The sequence below is a fragment of the Xanthomonas euroxanthea genome, assembly GCF_903989455.1.
Taxonomy (GTDB): Bacteria; Pseudomonadota; Gammaproteobacteria; order Xanthomonadales; family Xanthomonadaceae; genus Xanthomonas; species Xanthomonas euroxanthea.
Genome location: NZ_LR861803.1, coordinates 2,845,491 through 2,868,854, shown reverse-complemented (window position 1 = coordinate 2,868,854; position 23,364 = coordinate 2,845,491). Strand labels below are relative to the sequence as shown.

General features: G+C 68.4%; 19 protein-coding genes. 9 read left to right on the top strand and 10 right to left on the bottom strand.

All coding sequences use genetic code 11. The annotated features are described in order from the left end of the window. Positions 1–338 precede the first annotated feature (338 nt). Positions 339–1,433, bottom strand: coding sequence for a ribonuclease D (gene rnd / locus H7A86_RS12045; protein ID WP_104649054.1), 1,095 nt, complete (start codon positions 1,431–1,433; stop codon positions 339–341). Positions 1,434–1,530: 97 nt separating this feature from the next. On the opposite strand from rnd, the gene H7A86_RS12040 reads away from it, so the two are divergent. Further along, entirely contained in the window at positions 1,531–3,393 is a 1,863-nt protein-coding gene (locus H7A86_RS12040; protein ID WP_180707869.1) for a formylglycine-generating enzyme family protein, read from the top strand. Positions 3,394–3,646: 253 nt separating this feature from the next. After that, entirely contained in the window at positions 3,647–4,894 is a 1,248-nt protein-coding gene (locus H7A86_RS12035; protein WP_119131425.1) for a virulence factor family protein, read from the top strand. Positions 4,895–4,919: 25 nt separating this feature from the next. Here H7A86_RS12035 and xseA read toward each other — a convergent pair whose 3' ends face one another. Continuing rightward, positions 4,920–6,257 (bottom strand): exodeoxyribonuclease VII large subunit, encoded by a 1,338-nt coding sequence (gene xseA / locus H7A86_RS12030; protein ID WP_119131426.1) that lies wholly within the window; start codon positions 6,255–6,257, stop codon positions 4,920–4,922. Positions 6,258–6,311: 54 nt separating this feature from the next. Continuing rightward, positions 6,312–7,388: a tRNA epoxyqueuosine(34) reductase QueG gene (gene queG, locus H7A86_RS12025; protein ID WP_119131427.1), complete on the bottom strand. Its 1,077-nt coding sequence runs from the start codon at positions 7,386–7,388 to the stop codon at positions 6,312–6,314. Between the two features lie 24 nt (positions 7,389–7,412). Here queG and H7A86_RS12020 point away from each other — a divergent pair, with 24 nt between their 5' ends. The 6 genes from H7A86_RS12020 (at position 7,413) to H7A86_RS11995 (ending at position 15,102) form a co-directional block, all read left to right on the top strand. Beyond that, entirely contained in the window at positions 7,413–8,900 is a 1,488-nt protein-coding gene (locus H7A86_RS12020; protein ID WP_119131428.1) for an NAD(P)H-hydrate dehydratase, read from the top strand. Next, positions 8,897–9,397, top strand: a complete 501-nt coding sequence (tsaE, locus tag H7A86_RS12015; protein WP_119131429.1) for a tRNA (adenosine(37)-N6)-threonylcarbamoyltransferase complex ATPase subunit type 1 TsaE — start codon at positions 8,897–8,899, stop codon at positions 9,395–9,397. Before H7A86_RS12020 ends, tsaE begins: the two co-directional genes overlap by 4 nt. 70 nt (positions 9,398–9,467) lie before the next feature. After that, positions 9,468–11,165, top strand: coding sequence for an N-acetylmuramoyl-L-alanine amidase (locus H7A86_RS12010; RefSeq protein ID WP_119131430.1), 1,698 nt, complete (start codon positions 9,468–9,470; stop codon positions 11,163–11,165). 137 nt (positions 11,166–11,302) lie between these two features. Then, positions 11,303–13,183 (top strand): DNA mismatch repair endonuclease MutL, encoded by a 1,881-nt coding sequence (mutL, locus tag H7A86_RS12005; RefSeq protein WP_119131431.1) that lies wholly within the window; start codon positions 11,303–11,305, stop codon positions 13,181–13,183. Then, positions 13,183–14,121 (top strand): DUF1684 domain-containing protein, encoded by a 939-nt coding sequence (locus H7A86_RS12000; RefSeq protein WP_180707868.1) that lies wholly within the window; start codon positions 13,183–13,185, stop codon positions 14,119–14,121. The genes mutL and H7A86_RS12000 overlap by 1 nt, the downstream gene beginning before the upstream one ends. A 30-nt stretch (positions 14,122–14,151) precedes the next feature. After that, a complete protein-coding gene (locus H7A86_RS11995) occupies positions 14,152–15,102 on the top strand; it encodes a TraB/GumN family protein (RefSeq protein ID WP_119131432.1) in 951 nt (316 codons plus the stop codon). Between the two features lie 46 nt (positions 15,103–15,148). Here H7A86_RS11995 and phaR read toward each other — a convergent pair whose 3' ends face one another. The 3 genes from phaR to gluQRS form a co-directional block, all read right to left on the bottom strand. Next, on the bottom strand, positions 15,149–15,718 hold the full coding sequence (gene phaR / locus H7A86_RS11990; RefSeq protein WP_104582180.1) for a polyhydroxyalkanoate synthesis repressor PhaR: 570 nt from the start codon (positions 15,716–15,718) through the stop codon (positions 15,149–15,151). Positions 15,719–15,877: 159 nt separating this feature from the next. Further along, positions 15,878–16,618 carry a beta-ketoacyl-ACP reductase gene (phbB, locus tag H7A86_RS11985; RefSeq protein ID WP_119131433.1) on the bottom strand — a complete coding sequence of 247 codons (741 nt, stop codon included), beginning with the start codon at positions 16,616–16,618 and terminating at the stop codon, positions 15,878–15,880. A gap of 85 nt (positions 16,619–16,703) precedes the next feature. Beyond that, a complete protein-coding gene (gene gluQRS, locus H7A86_RS11980) occupies positions 16,704–17,603 on the bottom strand; it encodes a tRNA glutamyl-Q(34) synthetase GluQRS (protein ID WP_115676881.1) in 900 nt (299 codons plus the stop codon). A 97-nt stretch (positions 17,604–17,700) separates the two neighbouring features. Here gluQRS and htpX point away from each other — a divergent pair, with 97 nt between their 5' ends. Continuing rightward, complete coding sequence (gene htpX / locus H7A86_RS11975) at positions 17,701–18,579, top strand: protease HtpX (protein ID WP_119131434.1); 879 nt, start codon at positions 17,701–17,703, stop codon at positions 18,577–18,579. Positions 18,580–18,699: 120 nt separating this feature from the next. Here the strand turns inward: htpX and H7A86_RS11970 are convergent, their stop codons facing one another. The 4 genes from H7A86_RS11970 to H7A86_RS11955 all read right to left on the bottom strand — a co-directional run bounded on the left by H7A86_RS11970 (position 18,700) and on the right by H7A86_RS11955 (position 23,155). Beyond that, positions 18,700–20,769: a GGDEF/EAL domain-containing response regulator gene (locus tag H7A86_RS11970; RefSeq protein WP_119131435.1), complete on the bottom strand. Its 2,070-nt coding sequence runs from the start codon at positions 20,767–20,769 to the stop codon at positions 18,700–18,702. Between the two features lie 117 nt (positions 20,770–20,886). Then, positions 20,887–22,068 carry a BaiN/RdsA family NAD(P)/FAD-dependent oxidoreductase gene (locus H7A86_RS11965; RefSeq protein ID WP_104582184.1) on the bottom strand — a complete coding sequence of 394 codons (1,182 nt, stop codon included), beginning with the start codon at positions 22,066–22,068 and terminating at the stop codon, positions 20,887–20,889. Next, positions 22,065–22,613: a YaeQ family protein gene (locus H7A86_RS11960; RefSeq protein ID WP_104582185.1), complete on the bottom strand. Its 549-nt coding sequence runs from the start codon at positions 22,611–22,613 to the stop codon at positions 22,065–22,067. The genes H7A86_RS11965 and H7A86_RS11960 overlap by 4 nt, the downstream gene beginning before the upstream one ends. Positions 22,614–22,675: 62 nt before the next feature. Beyond that, entirely contained in the window at positions 22,676–23,155 is a 480-nt protein-coding gene (locus tag H7A86_RS11955) for a YaiI/YqxD family protein (protein ID WP_119131436.1), read from the bottom strand. Positions 23,156–23,364: the final 209 nt, after the last annotated feature.

Sequence of the window (23,364 nt, the reverse complement as noted above, 5' to 3'; positions counted from 1 at the left end):
GTTCGCGCGTTCGCGGTGTCTGGCGAGGCCGCCGAAGATGCTTGCGCACACGGCGACCCCGGCCATAACGATACAGCAGCAGGCCAGGCGAGATGACACATCCATGCGGTCCTGGTCAGACACTGACCGCTTCGTGACCAGAACATGTCCTGATGGACTGCGCCAGCTTCGATGGCGCGAGCTCCATCTCAGATGCGGCGATCGACGGGGATGCTGCTGGCGTGTGTGGTCGGATCCACAGGCTGCGCTGTGGAAGTGAAGCTGGCTGAAAACCGCCTGCGCTTTGCCCGCCTCGCGACGGGCGCATGGAGGCGTGATCTCAGGACCGCTGCACCACGTCACTGCGTCGCAGTGTCTTCCAGCAGTGGCGTCAGCTGCGCTTCCAGGGCGTGGCGGCGCCATTGTCCCAGCGGTGCAGGCCAGCTGCGTTGCTCGATCAGGGTTTCCAGGTGCCGGCGCGAGGCCAGGATGCCGTCGGGCAATCCCAGCTCGCGGCTGCGCTGGGCCACCGCATCCTGCAGGCGCTTGAGCACGGCCTTGTTGCCGTCGGTGGCGGCCTGCGCCAGCGGCGCGTGCTCCTCGTCGGGCAGCGGCGTGTTGAGCGCTTCCCATACGGCGGCGGCGAGCTTGCGCGGCGCTTTGGGGAACTTGTCGAACTGACGCAGCAGGGCGTCCAGATCAGCCGGCGGAAACCGTGCCAGCTGGCTGGCCAGTTCGTTGTCCAGGATCCAGCTGCGCGGGCGATCGCTCTGACGCGCCTGCAGGTCGCGCCAGCGCAGCAGGCGCAACAGGCGACGTTGCGCCGCCGGTTCCAGGAACTGCGCGGTGCGCAGGCTCACATGCGGCCAGCGCTCGCCGTCGTCGTGCTCCACCGTGGCGAGCAGGCGCTCGGCATCTTCGGCCAGCCAGCCCAGGCGATCCTGCTCGGTCAGGCGACGGGTGAGTTCGTCGTGGATGGCGAACAGGTAGCGCACATCGTCGGCGGCGTATTCCAGCTGCGCCGGCGACAGCGGGCGGCGCATCCAGTCCGAGCGCGTCTCGCCCTTGCTCAGCAAGGTGCCGGTCACTTCCTGCACCAGTTTCTGATAGCCCATGCCGCCACCCACACCCGCCAGCGCGGCGGCGATCTGGGTGTCGAACAACGGCCGCGGCAATACCCCGCACGCGCATTTGAAGGTGACCAGATCCTCGCTGGCGCTATGCATCACCTTGACGATGTCGGTGGCGGTCAACCACGCCTTGAGCGCCTCGTTCATGCCCGGGATCAGTGGGTCGATCAACAGGATCTCCTCGCCGATGGCCATCTGCACCAGCGCCAGTTGCGGCCAGTAGGTGCGTTCGCGAATGAATTCGGTATCCAGGCCAATGCGGGACGGACGCGACGCCTGCAGGCGTTCGGTCAGCTCGGAGGGGTGGGTGATCCAATGGGGCACGTGATTTCCGTCGACAGCGAGGGTTTGCGCAGAACGCGCAGAATAGCCTAACGTCGCGATCGCCTGTCGTGCGGCAGAGCACTGGAAGGAGCAGGTGGTGGGTGAGTGCGGTAACCGGATCGCAGCATGGGCCTTGCTCGCGCTAGGCGTGTGCGCCTGTTCGCGGACACCGACGCCGGCGCCTGCCGCGGCGCCCCCAGCTGCCGCCGCCGCGCCGTCGAGCCAGCCGAATGTGTCCATCGGTGGCGAGGAATCCGCCGAGACCGTGGCGCAATGGCAGCCACCGCCGGTGGACCTGGGCGACGAGACGCTGGCGCAGGCGCGCAAGCGCGCCGACCAGGCATTGCAGGATGACCGGCTGTATCGCAATGCGGACGATGCAATTCCGCTGTACCTGGCGATCCAGCAGCGCGCCGGCGGCAAGGACGCGGCCAGCCGTCGCGGGCTGGAACAGGCGCGGCGTCGCTTGATCGAGCTGGGCGAAGCGCTGATCGAGCAGACCGACCGCCAGGACAGTGCACTGGAACAGGCGCGTGAGCTGGCCATCGTGGCGCTGGCGCTCGCTCCGCAGGATCCGAAGGTGCGTACGCTGCAACGCTCGGTGGAAACCGCGCAGCGGGTGCTGAGCTTCAACCGTGCCGGCGAGGAGGATCTGCGCGGCGGCCGGCTGGGCGAGGACGGCAACGGGGCGCTGGTGAACTTTCGCGATGCGGCGCAGCTGGATCCGGACAACCCGCGCACGCGCCAGGGGCTGGCCGCGGTGGAAAGCGGCCTGCTGGCACGCGCCGAACAGGCTGCGGAGGCGAGCGACTTCATCGGCGCGCGCTACTGGTTGCAGATGGCCGGGCAGGTACGTGAGCGCGCCCCGACCATTGCCGACGCACGCGCGCGTATCGAGCGCATGCGCCGTGCCCAGATCGCCGCATTGCACGACGCCGGCCTGCACGATCTGACCTCCCCGCGCGGCCTCAAGGCGGCCGGCGAGACCCTGGCTGAAGTGCTGCGCATCGCTGATCCAGGCGATGCGGTGGCCGGTGATCTGCGGCGGCGGCTGGAATTGGCCACCCATTACGGCAGCTTCCGCCCCGGGCAGGTGTTCACCGACGGGCTCAAGGTCGGCGGGCGCGGTCCGCAGATGATCGTGGTGCCGCATGGCGCGTTCCAGATGGGCGCAGGCGATGCCGAGCCCGGCGCCTCCGACAACGAGCGGCCGTCGCATTACGTGCGTTTCGCGCGCGGCTTTGCGTTGTCGATCACCGAAGTGACGGTCGCCGAGTTCCGTCAGTTCGTCGAGGCGACCGGCGCCCGCCCGCGCGCCACCCGGCGCGGGCATTCGGTGGTGTACGACGAGCGCAGCGGCAACTTCATCCGCCGCAGCGGGGTGGATTGGCAGTCCGACTACAACGGCGCGCAGGCCGCCCCCAACAGCCCGGTGATGCACGTCAGCATCCGCGACGCCGAAGCCTATGCGAGCTGGCTGTCGGAACAGACCGGCCGCCACTACCACGTGCCCAGCGAGGCCGAATTCGAATACGCGGTGCGCGCCGGCACCACCGGGCGCTATCCCTGGGGCAATGCCGGCTCGCCGCCGCTGGATGCGGGCAACTTCACCGGCGGCAACGATGTCTCGCGCAGCGGCCGGCACTGGAACAACGGCTTTGTCGGCTACGGCGATGGCTTCTGGGGCCCGGCGCCGGTCGGCAGCTTTCGCGCCAACGCCTGGGGGCTGCACGACATGGGCGGCAACCTGAGCGAGTGGGTGGCCGACTGCTGGCATGCCAGCTACCGCCGCGCGCCGGCCGACGGTGCGGCGTGGTTCAACCCCGGCTGCCGGCAGCGCATGATCCGCGGCGGCAGCTGGGCCAATTCGCCGCAGCAGACGCGTGCGGCCTGGCGGCAGTCGCAGGATTCGGACAGCACCAGCGCGCGGATCGGCTTTCGCCTGGCGCGCGGCATCTAGGGCGCAGTTGCATTGCCGCTGCGCATGCGCGGTCTGCGCCCGCATGGCCAGTGATCGCCGATCGCCATGTTGTGTGCCATACCCGCGTCTCGGGGCACGACATCGACGACGACGTGCACGGTCTTCCGCGTCGCGGCGGCCACACACCGAGGTGAGCGCGCTGGCTTAACCGCAGCGAACACCGACCGTGATCGCGCTGGAACCGGTCACCCTGGCCGCGGTCCAAGCGCCAGCGCTTGCGAGGATTGCGGTGATGGGCTGGGGAATCAAACTGTTTCGTTGGGTCGTCGCACTATTGCTGATCGGCGGCAGCGGCTACGCCGTGGCGCGGCATCTGCAGGACGGAAATACCGCCGGGCATTACCGCTCGGTGGAGGTGCTGCGTCCGGAAGGCACGCCGAAGGCCATGGTGGTGCTGTTGCCCGACAGCGGCCATGCGCAGGACGGCCAGCGGCTTGCCGAGATGCTGAGCAACGATGGCGCGCTGGTCGCGGTGGTCGATACCGCCAGCTACCGCGAACGCGTGCGCGCGCATCATGCAGCCTGCAGTTCCCTGGCCGACGATGCCGAACGCTTGGGCAAGAAGTTGCTGCGCGCCGAGCATGTCGACGCATTCCTGCCGCCGGTGCTGGTGGGGCAGGGCGATGGCGCGGTGCTGGCGCGGCAGGCGTTGGCCTCGGCCGCGCCCGACGTGCTGGGTGGCGCGGTTGTCGCCGATGGCGGTGCCAGCGCTGGCGGCCTGGCCTGCGCACGCGACATGCCCGACGCCAACCAGGGCTTCCTCGACGATCTGGTCGACGCTGCCAGCCCCATGCAGATCGCTGCAGCCACCCGCGGCCATTTCCTGACCGCCCAGGCGCACGGTGTGGGCGATCTGCCGCTGGTCGAACTGCATGCGCCCGGCAGCGACCGCATGGTAGTGATGCTGTCCGGCGACGGCGGCTGGCGCGAACTGGACAAGGGCATCGCCGCGCAATTGCAGCAGCAGGGGGTGTCGGTGGTGGGCTGGAACAGCCTGCGTTACTTCTGGGCCAGCCGTACGCCGCAGCAGGTCGGGGCGGACCTGGACCGGGTGATCGCAAGCTATCGGCAGCGCTGGCATATCCAGCACGTTGCCTTGGTTGGCTACTCGTTCGGTGCCGATGTGCTGCCGTTTGCCTATCCCGAGCTGTCGCCGCAGCAACGTGCGTCGGTGCATTTTGTCAGCCTGCTCGGCCTTGCCCATCAAGCCGATTTCAAGGTGCGCGTCGGTGGCTGGCTGGGCTGGCACAACGATGCCGAGCGTGATGTGGAACCGGCGATCCAGTCGCTGGACGCGCATCGCCTGCAATGCATCTACGGCGAGCAGGAAAAGGACACGCTGTGCCCGGAGCTGCGCGCGCGGGGCGTGCAGGTGGTGGCGCGCCCGGGCGGGCATCATTTCGACCATGATCCGGTCGCGCTGGCCGGGCTGCTGCTGCAAGGTTGGCAGCAGGCGGCGCAGACGCCTGGTCACGGTTAGCGCGCGCGTGATGTCTTGCCGGATGTCAGGCGTCGCCCGGCTCGACCCGCACCGCGATGCTGCCATCGGCCAGCTGCGCACGCAGGCGCTCGCCGGCGCTGACCTCGGCGGCGCTGCGCACCACGCTGCCATCGGCGGGGCGGGTCACGATGGCGTAGCCACGCGCGACGGTGGCCAGCGGGCTGACCGCTTCCAGCGAGCGTGCCAGGCTGCGTAGCCGCAGCTGGTCATGCTGCAGGCGCCGCTGCATCGCTGCCTGCGGATGCAGCGCACGCAGCCGTTGTTGCAGTGTGGCCAGGTCGCGTTGCGGGTTGTGCGCCTGCAGGCGCGCCTGCGACCGTTGCACCCGCGCCTGCAGGCGCTCCAGCACCTGGGTCAGGCGCGCGCGCAGCTGGCGTCCGGCATCCTGCTGGCGGCGTTGCAGCAGCTGCAGCCGCGCCTGCGGGCTGTGTGCACGCAGGCGCAGGGCGAGCCGGTCGGCGCGCTGCATCGCAGTGGCCAGCGCATGCTGCTGCAGCTGGGCCATGCGCGCATGCGCGCGACGCACGCGCGCAACCAGCTCGCGCTGATCGGGCACCAGCAGTTCGGCCGCCACCGACGGCGTGGGCGCACGCACATCGGCCACGAAATCGCTGAGGCTGAAGTCGGTCTCGTGCCCGACCGCCGACACAACCGGCGTGCGCGTGGCGGCAATCGTGCGGGCCAGGCGTTCGTCGTTGAAGGCCCACAGGTCTTCCAGCGAGCCGCCACCACGGGTGATCAGAATGACGTCGTAGCGCCCGGACGCATCGGCGCGCTGCAACAGCGAGGTGATCTGCGCAGCGGCGCTGTCGCCCTGCACCAGCGAGGGCAACAGGTCCACTTCCAGCAACGGAAAGCGGCGCGCCAGGACGCTGAGCACGTCGCGTACCGCCGCGCCGCTGGGCGAGGTGATCACCGCCAGCCGCCGCACATGCGCCGGCAACGGCTGCTTGCGCTCGGCATCGAACAGGCCTTCGGCGGCCAGGCGCGCACGCAGTTCGTCGAAGGCGCGCCGCAGGGCGCCTTCGCCGGCCTCTTCCATGTGGTCGAGCACCAACTGGTAGTCGCCGCGCGCTTCGTACAGCGTCAGGCGTCCGCGCGCGAGCACACGCAGGCCTTCGCGCGGCTGGAACTTCAGCCAGGTGCTCTTGGGCTTGAACATCGCGCAACGGATCTGCGCGCGTGCGTCCTTGAGCGTGAAGTACAGATGGCCCGAGGACGGGCGCGTGATGCTGCTCAGCTCTGCTTCCACCCACACCAGCGGGAAGCTGCCTTCCAGCAGGTCGCGCGCGAGCGTGTTGAGCTGGCTGGGGGTGAGGATCTGTTCGTTGCGGTCGGCCATCGCCGCATTATCCCGCAGCGGCGATGCGCATGCGTGAGCGTATCCGGCGCAAACCTACAAACCGTGTTGCGCCAGCGCCCAGCCCACGTGTTCGCGTACCAGTTCCGAGTCGTCGTGGCGGCGCGCCTCCAGCGCCGCCAGCACCTCCGGCGTGCCGGGCGCATTGCCCAGGCCGACGGCGATGTTGCGCAACCACCGCTGATGGCCGCTGCGGCGGATCGGGCTGCCTTCGGTGCGGCGCAGGAATTCGTCTTCGTCCCAGGCGAACAGTTGCGGCAGCGTTGCCACGTCCAGCTCGTTGCGGGCGCGGAAATCGGCTTCGTCGGTGCGCTGGGCGAACTTGTTCCAAGGGCAGACCAGCTGGCAGTCGTCGCAACCGAAGATGCGGTTGCCGATCGGCTTGCGCATCTGCTCGGGAATCGCGCCCTCGTGCTCGATGGTGAGATAGGCGATGCAGCGGCGCGCATCCAGCCGGTACGGGGCGATGATGGCCTGGGTCGGGCAGATGTCGATGCAGCGCGTGCAGGTGCCGCAATGCGCGGTGGCCGGGGTGTCGATGGGCAAGGGCAGATCGAGGTAGATCTCGCCCAGGAAGAACCACGACCCGCCCTTGCGATCGATCAGGCAGGTGTGTTTGCCGATCCAGCCCAGGCCCGCGTTACGCGCCAGTGCCCGCTCCAGCACCGGCGCCGAATCGACGAACACCCGATAGCCGAACGCGCCGACTTCGCCCTGGATGCGCTCGGCCAGTTTCTGCAGCCGGTTGCGCATCAGCTTGTGATAGTCGCGCCCCAGCGCGTACCGCGCCACGTAGGCGCGGCGGCCGTCGTGCAGGGTGTTCCAGGCTTCGCCGTCGTCCTTGCGGCCGTAGTCCATGCCCACCGACAACACGCGCAGGGTGCCGGGCACCAGCTCCTGCGGGCGCGAGCGCTTGTCGCCGTGCTGGGCCATCCAGTGCATGGTCCCGTACAGGCCTTCTTCCAGCCAGCTGCGCAGGTGTCCCTCGTCTTCGCCCAGCTCGATGCCGGTGATGCCGCAGCGCTGGAAGCCCGCCTCGCGCGCGAGCGCACGGATGCGCGCGGCGGCGTCGGTGGGGTCGGTGGGGTCGGGACGGGCGAGGACGGCAGACATGGCGACAAGTATAGAATTCCCGGCATGTACGCACCGCTCGATCTTTACGACACCGCCGCCGCGCGCAGGCTGGACACGCAGGCCACCACGCTGCTCGGCGGCGACGGCTATACCTTGATGCAACGTGCCGGGCAGGCCGCCTGGCAGGTCCTGCTGGAACGCTGGCCACGGGCACGCCGCATCGTGGTGGTCTGCGGCACCGGCAACAACGGGGGCGATGGCTATGTGCTGGCACGCCTGGCGCAGCGGGCCGGGCGCCAGGTGCAGGTGGTGCATCTTCCCGGGCACGGCCCGGCCGCGCCGCTGGCGCAGCGCGCCTGCACCGACTATCTGGGCGTGGGCGGTGCGATCGACCTGTTTCCATCTCCGCTGGCGCAGGCCGATGTGATCGTCGATGCGCTGTTCGGCATCGGCCTCAACCGCGCGCCCGACAGCGAGACCGGCGCGTTGATCGATGCCATCAACGCCGCCGGCGTGCCGGTGCTTGCGCTGGATGTGCCCAGCGGCATCGATGCCGATCACGGCGTGGCCTTCGGTGCCGCGGTGCGCGCGGACGCCACCTTGCAGTTCATCGTGCCGCACGTGGGGCTCTACACCGGCGATGCGTTGGAGCATGCCGGCACGCGCGCAGTCGCATCGCTGGACGTGCCGGATGCGGCATTCGACGGGCTGACGCCGGCCGCGCACAGCTGGGACATCGACGCCCTGGCCGCGCAGTTGCGCCCGCGCCGACGCAATACGCACAAGGGCGAATCCGGGCGCGTGTTGTGTGTCGGCGGCAACCTCGGCAGCGGCGGGGCGATCATGCTGACCGCCGAAGCGGCCTTGCGCAGCGGCGCCGGGCTGGTGCAGGTCGCCACCCGCGCCGAGCATGTCGCGCCGCTGCTGGCGCGCTGCCCGGAAGCGATGGCGCGCGCGCTGCAGGCCGGCGACGACATCGCCGCGCTGGCCGATGCGGCCGACGTGGTCGCACTGGGGCCGGGCCTGGGCCAGGACGCCTGGGCGCAGCCGTTGTGGCACGGCGTGTTGGCGTCTGACAGTGCCGTCGTCATCGATGCCGATGGCCTGAACCTGCTGGCCGCCAACCAGGTGCCGACACGCGGCCCGCGCGTGCTGACCCCGCATCCGGGCGAGGCCGGTCGCCTGCTGGGGATGTCGACCGGGCAGGTTCAGCACGACCGCCTGGCTGCCGCAGACGCCTTGGCCAAACGTTTCGATGCCGTGGTGGTGCTCAAGGGCGCCGGCAGCGTGATCGCCGCGCCGCATGAAGTGCCGCGCATCATCGACGCCGGTAATCCGGGCATGGCGGTCGGCGGCATGGGCGACCTGCTGACCGGCGTGATCGCCGCCCTGCTGGCGCAGGGTTGGTCGCCGTTCGATGCGGCAAGCCTGGGCGCCCTGCTGCATGCCTGCGCCGGCGATGCGGCTGCGCGCGCGGGCGAGCGCGGCCTGCTGCCGACCGATCTGCTGCCCGAGCTGCGCCGCCTCGCCAATGCCGGAGCCATTGCATGAGCCAGCTCAGCGCACACCTGGCCGATGCGCAGGCCACCGAAAGCCTGGGGCAGGCCCTGGCCGCGGTACGGCCCACCCGCGCGATGGTGCAACTGCATGGCGATCTCGGCGCGGGCAAGTCCACACTGGCGCGTGCACTGCTGCGCGCACTCGGCGTCACCGGCCCGATTCGCAGCCCTACCTACACCCTGGTCGAGCGTTATCCGCTCAGCACCGGCGACGAGGCCTGGCACCTGGATCTGTACCGCATCGGGCAGGCCGGGGAACTGGATTTTCTCGGACTCGACGAGGGCGGCGCGAGCCTGTGGCTGGTCGAATGGCCCGAGCGCGGCGCGGGCGCGCTGCCGCCAGTGGACCTGGACGTGGAACTGGCGGTCGATGGCGAGGGCCGCAGCGTCACGCTGCTGGGCCGCAGCCAACCCGGGCGCGACTGGCTGACGCGGCTGTCGGGCCTGCCGCAGTTGCAGCGTCTTTTTGCCGGCTCACAACAACAATGAACGCCAGGTTGTGGATTATTAAGGGAAATCACCTTGCAATTCACGCGCTCGGGTGATTGAATCCAGCGCCATGACACCGGGGTTCCGCCAGTTCTGTGTTTCCGCCCTGACCGCCAGCCTCAGCCTGGCGGTTTTTGCTGCGTGGGCCGGCGAAATCAAGGGTGTCGGCATCAGCACCGGTGCCACCGGCACGCGTGCCGAGATCCAACTGGCCGGCAGCGGCGGATTCAAGACCCTGTCGCTGGCCAACCCCAATCGCCTGGTGGTGGATTTTCCCGATTCCTCCGGTGTGCGTGGCCTCAAGTTGCCGCCCGCAGCCGGCTTGGTGACGTCGGTGCGGACCGGCCAACCGGTGCCGGGCACCTTCCGGGTAGTCTTCGAGCTGGCGACGCCGGTCACGCCGTTGAAGCCGCAGATGCAGACGCTGGGCAGTGCGTCAACCCTGGTGATCGAGTGGCCCGGCGATTCGCCGGTCTCCGCCGGCACGGTGGCTGCCAACCCGACAACACCTGCGACGCCGCCGCCGCGCCCGGCCAATGCACAATCCGAGGCGGCCCGCGCGACCGCTGCGTTGGCGGCGTCTGCGCAGCGTGCGTCGGTGGTGCCGCCTGCGCCTGCACCGTATGTCCCTGCCTCGGCCATGCCCAGCGTGACCCCGGCGCCGGTACCGACGACGGTGGCCACCGGCGTGCCGACACCGCGTCCAGGCACGGCCGCGGCCGCGGTAACCACCAGCACGTCCGCGCCAGCCGGCACTGCCGGCAACTCCTCCAATCGCACCGTCGCCACCGCCGGTACGCCGCCAGCACCCGCGATGACAGGCAACGCCGCATCGCCGGCTGCCATCTTGAATGGCGGCAATGCGCCGATGGGCGCCGCGTCGGGTAATGCCGTGACTGCCACACCGAATACCGCCGGCGGCGTTGCCGCGGCGGACAGCGATGATTTGCCGCCGCGTCCGGTGCTGCCCAGCGAGGCCTCGCGGATCAAGATGGCACCCGGCATGCGGCCGCTGATCGTCGCGATCGATCCGGGACATGGTGGCCAGGATCCGGGCGCCATGGGCCCCACCGGCAAGCGCGAAAAGGATGTCACCCTGGCCGTCGGGCGTGAACTGGCGCGCCAGATCAACACCACACCCGGCATGAAGGCCTACCTGACACGCGATACCGACGTGTTCATTCCGCTGCCGATGCGCGCGCAGAAGGCACGCGCCGCCAAGGCCGACATCTTCATCTCCATCCATGCCGACGCTGCCGAGAACCGCAGTGCGACCGGCTCGTCGGTCTATGTGCTGTCGACCAAGGGGGCTTCCTCGCAGCGCGCGCGCTGGCTGGCCGACAAGGAAAATGCCGCCGACCTGGTTGGCGGCGTGCGTCTGCAGCAGACCGAAAGCACACTGGCCAATGTGCTGCTGGATCTGGCGCAGAGCGGCCACATGAAGGCCTCCGAGGATGCGGCAGGGCACGTGCTTGGCGGCCTCAAGCGGATCGGCAACAACCACAAGCCGCAGCTGGAACGCGCCAACTTCGCGGTGCTGCGCACCTCCGACATGCCGGCGATGCTGGTGGAGACCGCCTTCATTTCCAATCCGGACGAAGAGCGTCGCCTGATCGACCCCGCCTACCAGCGCAAGATCGCCGCGGCCGTGCTGGATGGCATCGATACCTTCTTCACCCGCCAGCCACCGCCAGGCACCTTGTTTGCCGCGCGCGCGCAGGCCGAAGCCGATGCCGGCGTCGGCACCGTGGCCGGCGGCAGCCGTTGAGCCGCTCGGCTATCATTCCGCACTGATTCCTTGATGACGGCGCCTGTGCGCCGCCGGATTGCCGTGCTGACGTCTGCCTTGCCTGCTACACCCTCGATGCGCGTGGACCTTTGCGTCCGGCACGAGCGCCTGCGCTGATGGCGATCCGTCAGCTCCCCGAGATCCTGATCAACCAGATTGCCGCCGGCGAAGTCGTCGAGCGGCCTGCGTCGGTGGTCAAGGAACTGGTCGAAAACGCACTCGATGCCGGCGCCACCCGCGTGGATATCGAGCTGGAAGAGGGCGGCGTTCGGCTGATCCGCATCCGCGACAACGGCAGCGGCATCACCCCCGACGAACTGCCGCTGGCGGTGTCGCGGCATGCCACCAGCAAGATCGCATCGCTGGACGATCTGGAGACCGTGGCCACGCTCGGCTTTCGTGGCGAAGCGTTGCCGTCGATCGCCTCGGTCAGCCGTTTCACCCTGATCTCGCGCCGCCACGATGCCGAACATGGCTCCGCGCTGGAGATCGACGGCGGCCGCCTGGGCGAGGTGATGCCACGTGCACACGCGCCCGGCACCACGGTCGAAGTGCGCGAGCTGTTCTTCAACGTGCCGGCGCGGCGCAAGTTCCTGCGTGCCGAGCGCACCGAGCTGGGGCATATCGAAGAGTGGCTACGCTCACTGGCGTTGGCGCGGCCCGATGTGGAGTTGCGGGTTTCGCACAACGGCAAACCCTCGCGTCGCTACAAGCCGGGCGACCTGTATTCGGATGCGCGTCTGGGCGAAACCCTGGGCGAGGATTTCGCACGGCAGGCCTTGCGCGTCGATCACAGTGGCGCCGGTCTGCGGCTGCACGGCTGGGTCGCCCAACCGCATTACTCGCGCGCCAGTACCGACCAGCAGTATCTCTACGTCAACGGCCGCTCGGTGCGCGATCGCAGCGTCGCGCACGCGGTCAAGATGGCCTATGGCGATGTGCTGTTCCATGGCCGCCAGCCGGCCTACGTGCTGTTCCTGGAGCTGGATCCGGCGCGCGTGGACGTCAACGTGCATCCGGCCAAGCACGAGGTGCGTTTCCGCGAGGCGCGGCTGATCCACGACTTCGTCTACCGCACCTTGCAGGACGCGCTGGCGCAGACGCGCGCCGGCGCGATGCCCAACAGCAGCGCTACGGAAGGCACCGGCGATGCCGGCGCGGTGCCGGCGAGCATGCTCGATCGTCCAGGCTACGGAAGCGGAAGCGGAAGCGGAAGCAGCAGCAGTGGCGGCGGTGGTGCCGGCTACGGCCAGTGGACGCCATCGCAGACCCCGCTGGGCCTGCGCGTGGATGAGGCGCGTGCGGCCTATAGCGCGCTGTATGCGCCGCCGCCCAGCGGCGCGCAGCAGCAGTCGGCACGCTTGCCCGAGGGCGCGGGAATGGGCCTGCCGGCGACTGCCGCAGACAGCGGCGTGCCGCCGCTGGGCTATGCCGTGGCGCAGTTGCACGGCATCTACATCCTGGCCGAGAACGCCGAAGGCCTGATCGTGGTGGACATGCATGCCGCGCACGAACGCATCGGCTACGAGCGGCTCAAGAACGCGCACGACAGCATCGGCCTGCACGCGCAACCGCTGTTGGTGCCGATGACGCTGGCGGTGGGCGAGCGCGAGGCCGACACCGCCGAGCGCGAAGCCGACACGCTGGCCAGCCTGGGCTTCGAGGTCACCCGCGCCGGCCCGCAATCGCTGCACGTGCGCAGCATTCCCGCATTGCTTGCCAATGCCGACCCCGAGGCGCTGTTGCGCGATGTGCTTGGCGACCTGCGCGAACATGGCCAGAGCCGGCGCATTGCCGGGGCGCGCGACGAGCTGCTCTCCACCATGGCGTGCCACGGCGCGGTGCGTGCGAACCGGCGCCTGACCGTGCCGGAAATGAACGCACTGCTGCGCGATATGGAAATCACCGAGCGCTCGGGCCAATGCAACCATGGTCGGCCGACCTGGGCACGGTTTACGCTGGGCGAAATCGATCGCTGGTTCCTGAGGGGGCGCTGATGGCTGCATTGCACAGGGGGAACCGCTGGCTGCTCGGCACGCTGGTGTGTGCGGCGCTGGCCGGCTGCGGCAAGGACGCACCGCCGCCGGCGGCACCGGTCGCACTCGACAAGGCCTTCCTGGCCGACAACGCCGCCTGGCGCGAAGCGCGCCTGACCGAGCTGCGCGCGCCCGATGGCTGGACCAGCCTGGTCGGCCTGCACTGGCTGTCGCTGAAGGCGCACTACATCGGCAGCAGTGCCGACAGTGGCATCAGGCTGGCGGTCGGGCCGCGCAAGCTGGGCATGGTCGCCACCGAGGCCGACACGGTCTGGTTCGTGCCCGAGCGCGGCGCGGCCTTGAGCGTCGATGGCAAGCCGCTGACCGGCCGGATCCGCTTCCAGTCCGATCGCGACCGGCAGCCGACCTTCATCCATTTCGATGGCGGCAAGGGCGTGTTGAGCCTGATCCATCGCGGCGACCGCAACGCGCTGCGGGTCAAGCATGCCGACGCGCCGTCGCGCAGTCACTTCGCCGGGCTGGAGTACTGGCCGGCCGATCCGTCCTGGCGCATCAGCGCACGCTATGTGCCCAACGATGTCGGCAAGACCATTCCGATCGTGGACATCGTCGGCATCAGCAGCGAACAGCCCAACGCCGGGGCCATCGCCTTCGAGCGCGATGGCAAGGCATATCGGCTGCAGACCATCGGCGAACCGGGGCGGCCGATGTTCGTGGTGTTCGCCGACCGCACCAGCGGGCACGGCAGCTATCCGGCCGGGCGCTTCCTGGACCTGGACGTGCCCGACGCCTCCGGGCATGTGATCGTGGATTTCAACCGTGCCTACAACCCGCCGTGCGCGTTCACTCCGTTTGCGACCTGTCCGCTGCCGCCGCCGGAGAACCGCATCGACCTGGCGGTATCGGCAGGCGAGAAAACCTACAAGGTGCCGCACTGACGTGGAGACAGCGACGTGGTAGAGGCAAGCATGCGCACCCGGCTGGCCGCCTGGTGCTGCGGCGCGGTGATCGCGCTGGGGCTGTGGAGCGGGGCAGCCGCGCCGACCTGGGCACGTGCCGGCCACGACACGCCTGCCGGTCCGCCGGTGCCGTTGTTGTGGAAGGTCGATGGCAAGGGCGGCACGCTGTATCTGCTGGGCTCGTTCCATGTGCTCAAGCCCAGCGATTACCCCTTGTCGCCGGATGTGATGCAGGCATTCGCCAAGGCCGACCGGTTGGTGTTCGAACTGCCGCCGTCCGACGCGCAATCGCCCGAACTGGCCGGCCGCATGCTGCAGGCGGCGCGGCGCAGCGACGGGCGTCGCCTGCAGGACGTACTCGATCCAAAGACCTGGCAGGCGCTGACCAGCTACGCACGCAAGCGCGGGATGCAGGTGGACAGCTTGCAGCCACTGGAACCCTGGTTCGTGGCGTTGACGATCAGCCTGGCGGAGATGAGCCGGCAAGGCATGGATCCGGCTGCCGGCCTGGACCATTACCTGATGGCGCAGGCGCAAGCCCAGGGTAAACCGGCCGATGGGCTGGAGCGCGCCCAGGAGCAGATTGCCTTGCTCGACGGCATGTCGCCCACCGAGCAGCATCAGCTGCTGGAAGAGGCGCTGGACGACGCCGGCACCACCGATCAGCTGCGTCAGTTGCACGCGGCCTGGCGCAATGGCGATGTGCACACCCTGTCCACGCAGATGGCCGAGCAGATGCGGCAGCACTATCCGGCGCTGTACCAGGACATCAATGTCGAGCGCAATGCGCGCTGGGTGCCGCGGCTGGAACAGCGGCTGGGCAAAGGGAGCGGGACCACGCTGGTGGTGGTCGGTGCGCTGCATCTGCTGGGAAGCGACGGAGTGGTCGAGCGCCTGCGCGCGCGTGGGTATCACGTGGAGCGGATCTGCGCGGCCTGCGCGGAGCAGGCCGGCCGCTGACTGGCGGCGCCGTGGAGCGTCTCACGCTCCAGGCGCCGCGCTTGCGTCATCCGCGATTGCGGGCCTTGCCGGTGGTGCCGGCGCTACCGGCGGCAGTGCCGTGGGTGCCGGTGCCCATCGGGCCGCTGCCCATGCCGCTCGCCCCTGGCGGCGGCGTACCAGGGCCGCCCGGACGCCCGAAACCGGCGCCGAAGTTGCGCTGGAACTCCTGCCACAACTCCAGGTTGCGCTCGGTCAGCTGGTTCATCATCGCCCACGGGGTCTGCCCGAGCAGGTTGCCCATCTGCTGGCGGAACTGCTGCTGCTGATCCAGGAACACCTGCATGCTGCGCTCCAGGTAGTTGCCCATGAAGCCCTGCAGCGAGTCGCCGTAGAAACGGATGATCTGGCTCAGTAGTTGGGTCGACAGCATCGGCTCGCCGTCCTGTTCACGGTCGGCAATGATCTGTAGCAAGACGGCGCGACTGAGGTCTTCACCGCTCTTGGCGTCGCGTACTTCGAATTCTTCGCCGTCGATGATGAGCTGGCGCACATCTTCGATGGTGATGTAGCTGGAGATTTCCGTGTCGTAGAGACGGCGATTGGGATACTTCTTGATGATGCGAAGTCCGGCCATGGAACGTTCACTCACAACGATAGTGCGCGCAGGATGGCGCACCGCAGCAGCCCTTGCAACCGCCGCAAGGCCTTATTTTCTTAAGCGGACACCAAAAAAATGCTGCGCAGCATGATTTTCAAGGGATTTTCATGCTGCATCGCGAAGTTGCAGCAAACGTTACCAGCCCATGTGGTGGCCGCCGTTGATATCCAGATTTGAGCCCGTGATCCAGGCGGCCTCTTCCGCCACCAGGAAGGCCACCGCATAGGCGATTTCCTCCGGGCGGCCCAGGCGGCCTGTGGGGATGTCGGCGACGATCTTGGCGCGCACCTCTTCCGGGACCGCCATCACCATGTCGGTGGCCACATAGCCCGGCGACACGGTATTGACGGTCACCCCGAACGCGGCATTTTCGCGTGCCAGCGAGATGGTAAAGCCGTGCATGCCGGCCTTGGCGGCCGCGTAGTTGGCCTGCCCGTATTGGCCCTTCAGGCCATTGATCGAGCTGATCTGGATCACCCGTCCCCAGCCGCGCTGGCGCATGCCTTCGATCACCGGACGGGTGACGTTGAAGACCGAGTTGAGATTGGTGTTGATGACGTCATGCCATTGTTCGGCGGTCATGCGATGGAAGGTGGTGTCGCGGGTGATGCCGGCGTTGTTGACCAGAATTTCGATCGGCCCAAGCGCTGCCTGGACTTCTTCGACCAGGGTGCGCGCATGCTCGGAAGACGCCACGTCGCCGCGGAACAGGGCGATGTCGTAGCCCTGGCCCTGCATGCGCTGCTGCCAGGCCTGGGCTTTTTCGGCATTGCGGAAGTTGCTGGCCACCCGGTGGCCCTGGTCTGCCAGGCGCTTGCAGATGGCGGTGCCGATACCGCCGGTGCCGCCGGTGACCAATACGACGCGAGATGTCATGACGACTCCAATGGACAGAAGAAAGACTGCGGCGGTCAGGGCACAGGCGCGCTGCCTGGCCCGACGCCGGTGCTGGGGCGCAATTCTAGTCACGCCGGGGCGGTGATGCGCGTCCGTTGGCATCCAGATGCAGCTGCCGGGGCAACCGCTGCGGCAAAAAATGCTGCACCGCATGCTGCAGCACGGTGTCGAGCGCGGCACGGCGCGGCAATGCCGCCGGATCCTGTCCCAGGACCGCCCAGGCGGCGTGCAGCGCCGGTTGTGGGTCTGCATCGTCCAGCGCAGGCGCGGCGTGCGATTTGGACAGCTTGCGGCCGGCGTGGTCCAGGATCAGCGGCAGGTGCAGATAGCGTGGCTGCGGCAGGCCCAACGCGCGCTGCAGCAGCAACTGACGTGGGGTGGAATCGAGCAGGTCGGCGCCGCGCACGACATCGGTGATGGCCTGCGCGGCATCGTCGACCACCACCGCCAGCTGGTACGCCCAGTAGCCGTCGGCGCGGCGCAGCACCACATCGCCGACATCGGCATGCACATCCTGCACCACGTGGCCCTGCAGCGCGTCGTCGAAGCCGACCGGTGGCTGCGGCGGCACCCGCAGGCGTACCGCGCGGCGGGCACTCAGCGGCGCCACGCAGGCATGGTGGATGCCGCCCATGCCGGCAAGATCGGCGCGGCTGCAGCTGCATTCGAAGGCCAGTCCCGCCTCCAGCAAGCTGGTGACGGCGGCGTCGTAGTGCGCGTGGCGGTCGGATTGATACAGCACCGGCAGGTCCGGGCGCAGGCCGAAGGCGGCCAGGGTGTGCAGTTGACGTTCGCAGGCGCCGGGCTCGGCGCGCGGTGGATCGATGTCTTCGACGCGCACGCACCACTGGCCACCGGCGTGCCGCGCGAGCAGCCAGCTGCCGAATGCCGCCAGCAGGGAGCCGAAGTGCAGCGGGCCGGTCGGGGAGGGCGCGAAGCGGCCGCGGTAGAGGAGGGCTGGCATGATCGGCTGAATCGTCGGTCAGGTGATCGCTTGATTTCAAGCGCTGACGACCGCAGATCCGCTGCAGGTCATCCTGCTCGCGTGGAGTCATCGCACCATGTTCAACCGCATTTTCCTGTTCCTGCTGACCAATTTTGCGGTGTTGATGCTGGCCGGCATCGTGATGTCGGTGCTGGGCGTCAATCCTGCGCAGATGAGCGGCCTGCTGGTGATGGCGGCCGTGTTCGGGTTCGGCGGCTCGTTCATCTCGTTGCTGCTGTCCAAGTTCATGGCCAAGCGCAGCACTGGCGCGCAGGTGATCACCGAGCCACGCACGCCGACCGAGCGCTGGTTGCTGGAGACGGTGCGCCGTCAGGCCCAGGCGGCCGGCATCGGCATGCCGGAAGTGGCGGTCTACGACGGCCCGGAAATCAATGCCTTCGCCACGGGCGCCAACCGCAACAACGCGCTGGTCGCGGTGTCCACCGGGCTGCTGCAGAACATGAGCCAGGACGAGGCCGAGGCGGTGCTGGGCCATGAAATCGCACATGTCGCCAATGGCGACATGGTCACCATGGCCTTGCTGCAAGGCGTGCTCAATACCTTCGTGATCGTGCTGGCACGCGTGGTCGGCGGCATCATCGACAGTGCCATGTCGGGCAACCGCGATGGTGGCCGCGGCTTTGCCTACTACATCATCGTGTTCGTGCTGGAGATGGTGTTCGGCCTGTTCGCGACGATGATCGCGATGTGGTTCTCGCGTCGCCGCGAATTCCGCGCCGATGCCGGTGGTGCGCAGCTGGCGGGTCGCGGCAAGATGATTGCCGCACTGGAGCGCCTGTCGCTCAACCACGGCCAGAGCACCTTGCCCTCGCAGGTGCAGGCCTTCGGCATCTCCGGCGGTGTGGGCGACGGGCTGCGCCGGCTGTTCCTGAGCCACCCGCCGCTGGCCGAGCGCATCGCCGCGTTGCGTGCCGCCAACGGTGCGGCGATGTAAGACGGCCTTGCCAGATGCCCGCGTGATGCATTGGTTCACGCCAGCCAACAAAAAACCCGCGTGCTGCGGGTTTTTTGTTGGCTGGCGCGAGGTGCCAGCGATGCGATGCGGCTGCAGGCCTCAGCCGAACTCGTAGTTCATCAACGGCCCGGTCGGTGCGACGAAATCGCCTTGCACATAGTCCACCCCCGCGCTGAAGAAGCTGCTCATCGACTGCGCATCGGCCACGAACTCGGCCACGGTGAGGATGCCGGCCGGCTGCGCGCGCGAGGTGATCTCGCGGATCTTTTCCTGGCTTTCGCGGGCCGAGGCCACTTCGCCGGTGATGCCGCGATCGAGCTTGAGGAAGGCCGGCTGGAAATGCGCCAGCAGCTGGAACGAATCCAGGCCCGAGCCGAACTGTTCCAGCCCGACCTTGCAGCCCATCGCCGACACCGCCGCCAGGAACTGCTGGGCGTTGCGCAGGTGCGTGAACACCTTCGATTCCGGCGTCTGCAACCACAGCCGTTCGCCCGGCACGCCATACACGGCCAGCTGCTCGCGGATGATGTCGACCATCTGCGGATCGGAAAACGAGTTGGGCCCGATGCGTACCAGCAGGTGCGTGGCGTGTCCCGCACGCTGCCGCTCGCCAAGCTGGCGGATCGCGCGCGCCACCACCCAGCGGTCGATCTCGGTGATCAGATCGTGTTCTTCGGCAATCGCCATGAAGGCGTTTGGCGACATCATCTCGCCGTTGCGCTCCAGCCGCAGGAAGACCTGATACAGCTCCAGCGGCTCGCCCTGCAGGTTGAGCACCGGCTGGTAATGCAGCAGGAAGCCGTCGCCGGCCAGTGCCTCGCGCAGCTGTTGCACCCAGCGTTCGATGCGTTCTTCTTCGGCCCGGTCGGCCGCTGCCGGGTCGTAGATGCTGACTGCATTGCCGCCCAGCTCGGCGGTGGTGCGTACCGCCTCGGTGCCGCGGTTGAGCACCTGCCCGATGCTGGCGATCTTCTCGCCGATCTGCACGCCGCCGATGCTCACCGTCACCGTGGCCGAGCGCGCGCCAATGCTGAAGACGTGCTGCGCGAACGCGTCGCGCACCAGTTCCGCCACTGCGTGCGTGCGCGCGTAATTGCCGTCCATCAGCAACGCGAAGCTGTGCTCGCCGAAACGCGCGGCGACCACGCTGTCATCGGTCACACTGGCCACATGCGCGGCCAGGGCAGCGATCAGCGCGTCGGCCGAATCCAGGCCGATCTCGGGCAGCAGGCGCGCGTAATGGTCGGGCTCGATCAGCAGGAAGCCGGACTGGCCTTCGCTGCGGCCGGCGCGCGCCACCGCCTGTTCCAGCGCCACCATGAAGGCGGGGCGGTTGAGCAGGCCGGTGACCTGGTCGCGCTGACGCAGGTCCTCGACCTCGCGCGCCAGCTCCGGGTCGAATTCCTCGCGGCGGCGGAACACCACCTGGATGCACGGCTCGCCTTCATACGTGGCGGTGGCGAACTCCATCGTCGCCGGGAAGGTGTCGCCTTCCAGCCGGCGCGCGTCGACCTTGTACTGCGCCGGCGGCGGCTCGCCCTTGGACATCGCCTTGAGCAACTGCTTGAAATCGTCGACGTACTGCGCGGCGATCATGTCCAGCAGCGACACGCCCTCGACATCGTCGAACGACTCGAAGCCGAACATGTCCAGGTACGCCTCGTTGGCACGGATATGCATGCCTTCGTGCACATAGGCAATCGGGTCGCGCGAGGAGGCGATCAAGGCATCGCAGCGCCGTTCGGTTTCGCGCATCTGCGCCTCGATGCGGCGCAGCCCGCGGCGTGCCTGCAGGTCGGCCCATTCCGAGCGCACCAGCGCCAGCAGGTGTTCGGGGCGATGACGCAGCACGATGGCGCGGATGCCATGCGCGGCGGCCTCGACCAGCGCGTCTTCCTCGATCCGCTCGGCCAGCAGGATGATCGGGATGTCCTTGCCGCTGCCGGCGATCTGCTGCTGCAACACAGTCATCGGGATCTGCAGCGCCTGCCCGTACAGGGCCAGGTCGATCTGCCCCGACAGCATGCTGGCGAGCTCTTCCGGGGTCTGCGGTCGCGATGGGCGCACCGCGATGCCGCCGTTGCGCAACGCGGTCACGATCGCCTCTGCGCCTTCGACGCTGTCGTCGACCATCATCAAGCGGAGGGTGAGATCTTTACCTTTTTGCATGCGCGTTTCCCTGGCGACGGGCTTTAATATACGAAGGAACTCGACTGCGTCCATGTCTGTGGACAAGGCCGCATCCGGGGTGAGACTCAGGCCACGTTTGCGCCTGTGGACGTTGCATCAGGCTACGCTCCCGGCGGCGTGACCGGACGCCCATGCCCACTGAAAGTTGTAGCCGCCCAGCCATCCGGTCACATCCAGCACCTCGCCGACGAAGTACAGGCCGGCCACCAGGCGCGACTCCATGCTCGCACTGGAGACCTGGTGGGTATCGACACCGCCCAGCGTTACTTCAGCGGTGCGATAGCCTTCGGTTCCACTGGCGATCAGCGGAAAGGCGGCCAGCAGGTCGGCGGCGGCCTGCAACTGCGGCGGGTCGAGCTGGCGGACCGGCTTGTCCGGCAACCACACCTCGCACAGGCGCTGGGCAAACCGCCGTGGCAGCACGTCGGCCAGCACGTTGCGCAGCTCGGTGGCGCCCCGCTGGCGTTTTTGTTCGCGCAGCCACGCGGCGGCGTCCTGGCCCGGCAGCAGGTCCAGGCGCAGCTCGTCGCCGGGTTGCCAGTACGAGGAGATCTGCAGGATGGCCGGGCCGCTGACGCCGCGATGGGTGATCAGCATGAAGTTGCGGAAGCTGGCGCCGTTGCACTGCGCCTGGACCGGTACCGCCAGCCCGGACAGATCCTGCAGCCGCTCCTGGTGCTTGCCGCTCAAGGTCAGCGGCACCAGCCCGGCGCGCGTCGGCAACAGCGTGTGGCCGAACTGCTGGGCCAGCGCGTAACCGAAGCCGCTGGCGCCCATGCTCGGGATCGACAGCCCGCCGGTGGCCACGATCAGCGACTGCGCCTGCACGCGTCCCTGGCTGGTCTCCACGGTGAAGCCATCGCTGTCACGCTGCACCGAATGCACCTTGCAGTCGGTACGCACCTGCACGCCGGCCGCGTCGCATTCGTCCAGCAGCATGCGCACGATCTGCTTGGACGAGATGTCGCAGAACAGCTGGCCCAGCTCTTTCTCGTGATAGGCGATGCCGTGGCGCTCGACCATCTCCACGAAATCCAGCGGGCTGTAGCGGGCGAGGGCGGACTTGCAGAAGTGGCGGTTGGCCGAGAGGAAGTTGCCCGGGGCGGTGCCGGTATTGGTGAAGTTGCAGCGCCCGCCACCGGACATCAGGATCTTCTTGCCGACCTTGTTGGCATGGTCGATCACCAGCACCTGGCGGCCGCGCCGGCCGGCGGTGAAGGCGCTCATCAGTCCGGCCGCGCCGGCACCGACGACCAGCACGTCGCAACGCGTGCTCATTCGGCCGGAGCTTGCCGCACCATCGGGGTCAGGGTGACGCTGCCGTGGTCGGCCAGCATCTGCACCTCGCCGTCCTGGATGATCACATCGAAGCGCATGCCGCGCTGGATCAGCGCGCCCAGCGCCTCGGTGGCCTGCGACTCCAGTTCGAGCACCCGCAGGTTGCGGTGCCGGCCCAGCGCGTTGGCGTGCTTCTTCCACCAGGTTTCGGTGGCCTGGCCGCCGTAGCCGATCACCACCACCTCGCGCGAGCGGTTGCAGGCCTTGCGCACGCGGCTCTCGTCCGGCTGGCCGAGGTCGATCCACAGGTCCGGGTCGCCGGTGTAGTCGCGCCGCCACAGGTCGGGTTCGTCCTCGTTGCTGAGGCCGCGGCCGAATTCCAGGCGGTCGTCGGCAAACAGCGCGAACGCCAGCAGCCGCACCATCAGGCGTTCGTCGGTTTCGGAGGGGTGCTGGGCCAGGGTCAACGAATGGTTGGCGTAGTAGCCACGGTCCATGTCGCTGATCTGGAGTTCCGCCCTGCGGACGGTGGCGGTAAGGGCCATCAGGATGCCGGTTGCAAAGGGCGCCCATGATACGCCCCCGCTGCAACCCCGGCGTGCGGCGCTCAGCTGCGCGCCACCTCGGCCAGCCAGCGGTCCAGCTGGGCGGCAAATGCCTGACGGTCGCGCGGATGCAGGGCCGCAGGCCCTCCAGTGACGATGCCGGCGCCGCGCAGTTCTTCCAGAAAGCCGCGTACTGACAGGCGCTCGTTGATGCTGTCGCTGGTAAACGGCTCGCCACGCGGGCTGACGGCGGCCGCGCCGGCCTGCAGGACGCGGGCAGCCAGCGGGATGTCCTGGGTAACGACCAGGTCGCCCGCAGCCACCCGTCCGGCAATGAGGTCGTCGGCCGCGTCCGGCCCTCCGGGGACCTGCAGCGCACGCACATGCGCCAGGCGAGGGGTCTGCAGGAAATGATTGGCGACCAGTGTCACGGCCGCGCCGGTCCGTGCGGCAGCGCGGAAAAGAATGTCGCGAATGACTGCCGGGCAGGCATCGGCATCGACCCAGATCTGCGGGCGGGACGGCAGGGGAGGCGTATTCATGTGCTGAAATCGGGAGGGAAAGGGCCTGACAGGTGGTCGGATCCGGCCTGACAGTAAAAAATTTGACGCAGGGTGTCGCTTTTTGCTGGGAACACGAGTACTGTGCACGCACTGTGTTTGCAAGGGTCACCGTGAATCGTGGCCTGATGCAGCCGGATCGTTACAGATCTCGCTTCATCGTTCCGCTTTACCAACGCCTGCAACTCAGT

Excerpts from the sequence above, each read along its gene's own strand:
- H7A86_RS12035 (WP_119131425.1), top strand. The coding sequence starts at position 3,647 with ATGGGCTGGGGAATCAAACTGTTTCGTTGGGTCGTCGCACTATTGCTG.
- xseA (WP_119131426.1), bottom strand. The coding sequence starts at position 6,257 with ATGGCCGACCGCAACGAACAGATCCTCACCCCCAGCCAGCTCAACACG.
- queG (WP_119131427.1), bottom strand. The coding sequence starts at position 7,388 with ATGTCTGCCGTCCTCGCCCGTCCCGACCCCACCGACCCCACCGACGCC.
- H7A86_RS12020 (WP_119131428.1), top strand. The coding sequence starts at position 7,413 with ATGTACGCACCGCTCGATCTTTACGACACCGCCGCCGCGCGCAGGCTG.
- tsaE (WP_119131429.1), top strand. The coding sequence starts at position 8,897 with ATGAGCCAGCTCAGCGCACACCTGGCCGATGCGCAGGCCACCGAAAGC.
- H7A86_RS12010 (WP_119131430.1), top strand. The coding sequence starts at position 9,468 with ATGACACCGGGGTTCCGCCAGTTCTGTGTTTCCGCCCTGACCGCCAGC.
- mutL (WP_119131431.1), top strand. The coding sequence starts at position 11,303 with ATGGCGATCCGTCAGCTCCCCGAGATCCTGATCAACCAGATTGCCGCC.
- H7A86_RS12000 (WP_180707868.1), top strand. The coding sequence starts at position 13,183 with ATGGCTGCATTGCACAGGGGGAACCGCTGGCTGCTCGGCACGCTGGTG.
- H7A86_RS11995 (WP_119131432.1), top strand. The coding sequence starts at position 14,152 with ATGCGCACCCGGCTGGCCGCCTGGTGCTGCGGCGCGGTGATCGCGCTG.
- phaR (WP_104582180.1), bottom strand. The coding sequence starts at position 15,718 with ATGGCCGGACTTCGCATCATCAAGAAGTATCCCAATCGCCGTCTCTAC.
- phbB (WP_119131433.1), bottom strand. The coding sequence starts at position 16,618 with ATGACATCTCGCGTCGTATTGGTCACCGGCGGCACCGGCGGTATCGGC.
- gluQRS (WP_115676881.1), bottom strand. The coding sequence starts at position 17,603 with ATGCCAGCCCTCCTCTACCGCGGCCGCTTCGCGCCCTCCCCGACCGGC.
- htpX (WP_119131434.1), top strand. The coding sequence starts at position 17,701 with ATGTTCAACCGCATTTTCCTGTTCCTGCTGACCAATTTTGCGGTGTTG.
- H7A86_RS11970 (WP_119131435.1), bottom strand. The coding sequence starts at position 20,769 with ATGCAAAAAGGTAAAGATCTCACCCTCCGCTTGATGATGGTCGACGAC.
- H7A86_RS11965 (WP_104582184.1), bottom strand. The coding sequence starts at position 22,068 with ATGAGCACGCGTTGCGACGTGCTGGTCGTCGGTGCCGGCGCGGCCGGA.
- H7A86_RS11960 (WP_104582185.1), bottom strand. The coding sequence starts at position 22,613 with ATGGCCCTTACCGCCACCGTCCGCAGGGCGGAACTCCAGATCAGCGAC.
- H7A86_RS11955 (WP_119131436.1), bottom strand. The coding sequence starts at position 23,155 with ATGAATACGCCTCCCCTGCCGTCCCGCCCGCAGATCTGGGTCGATGCC.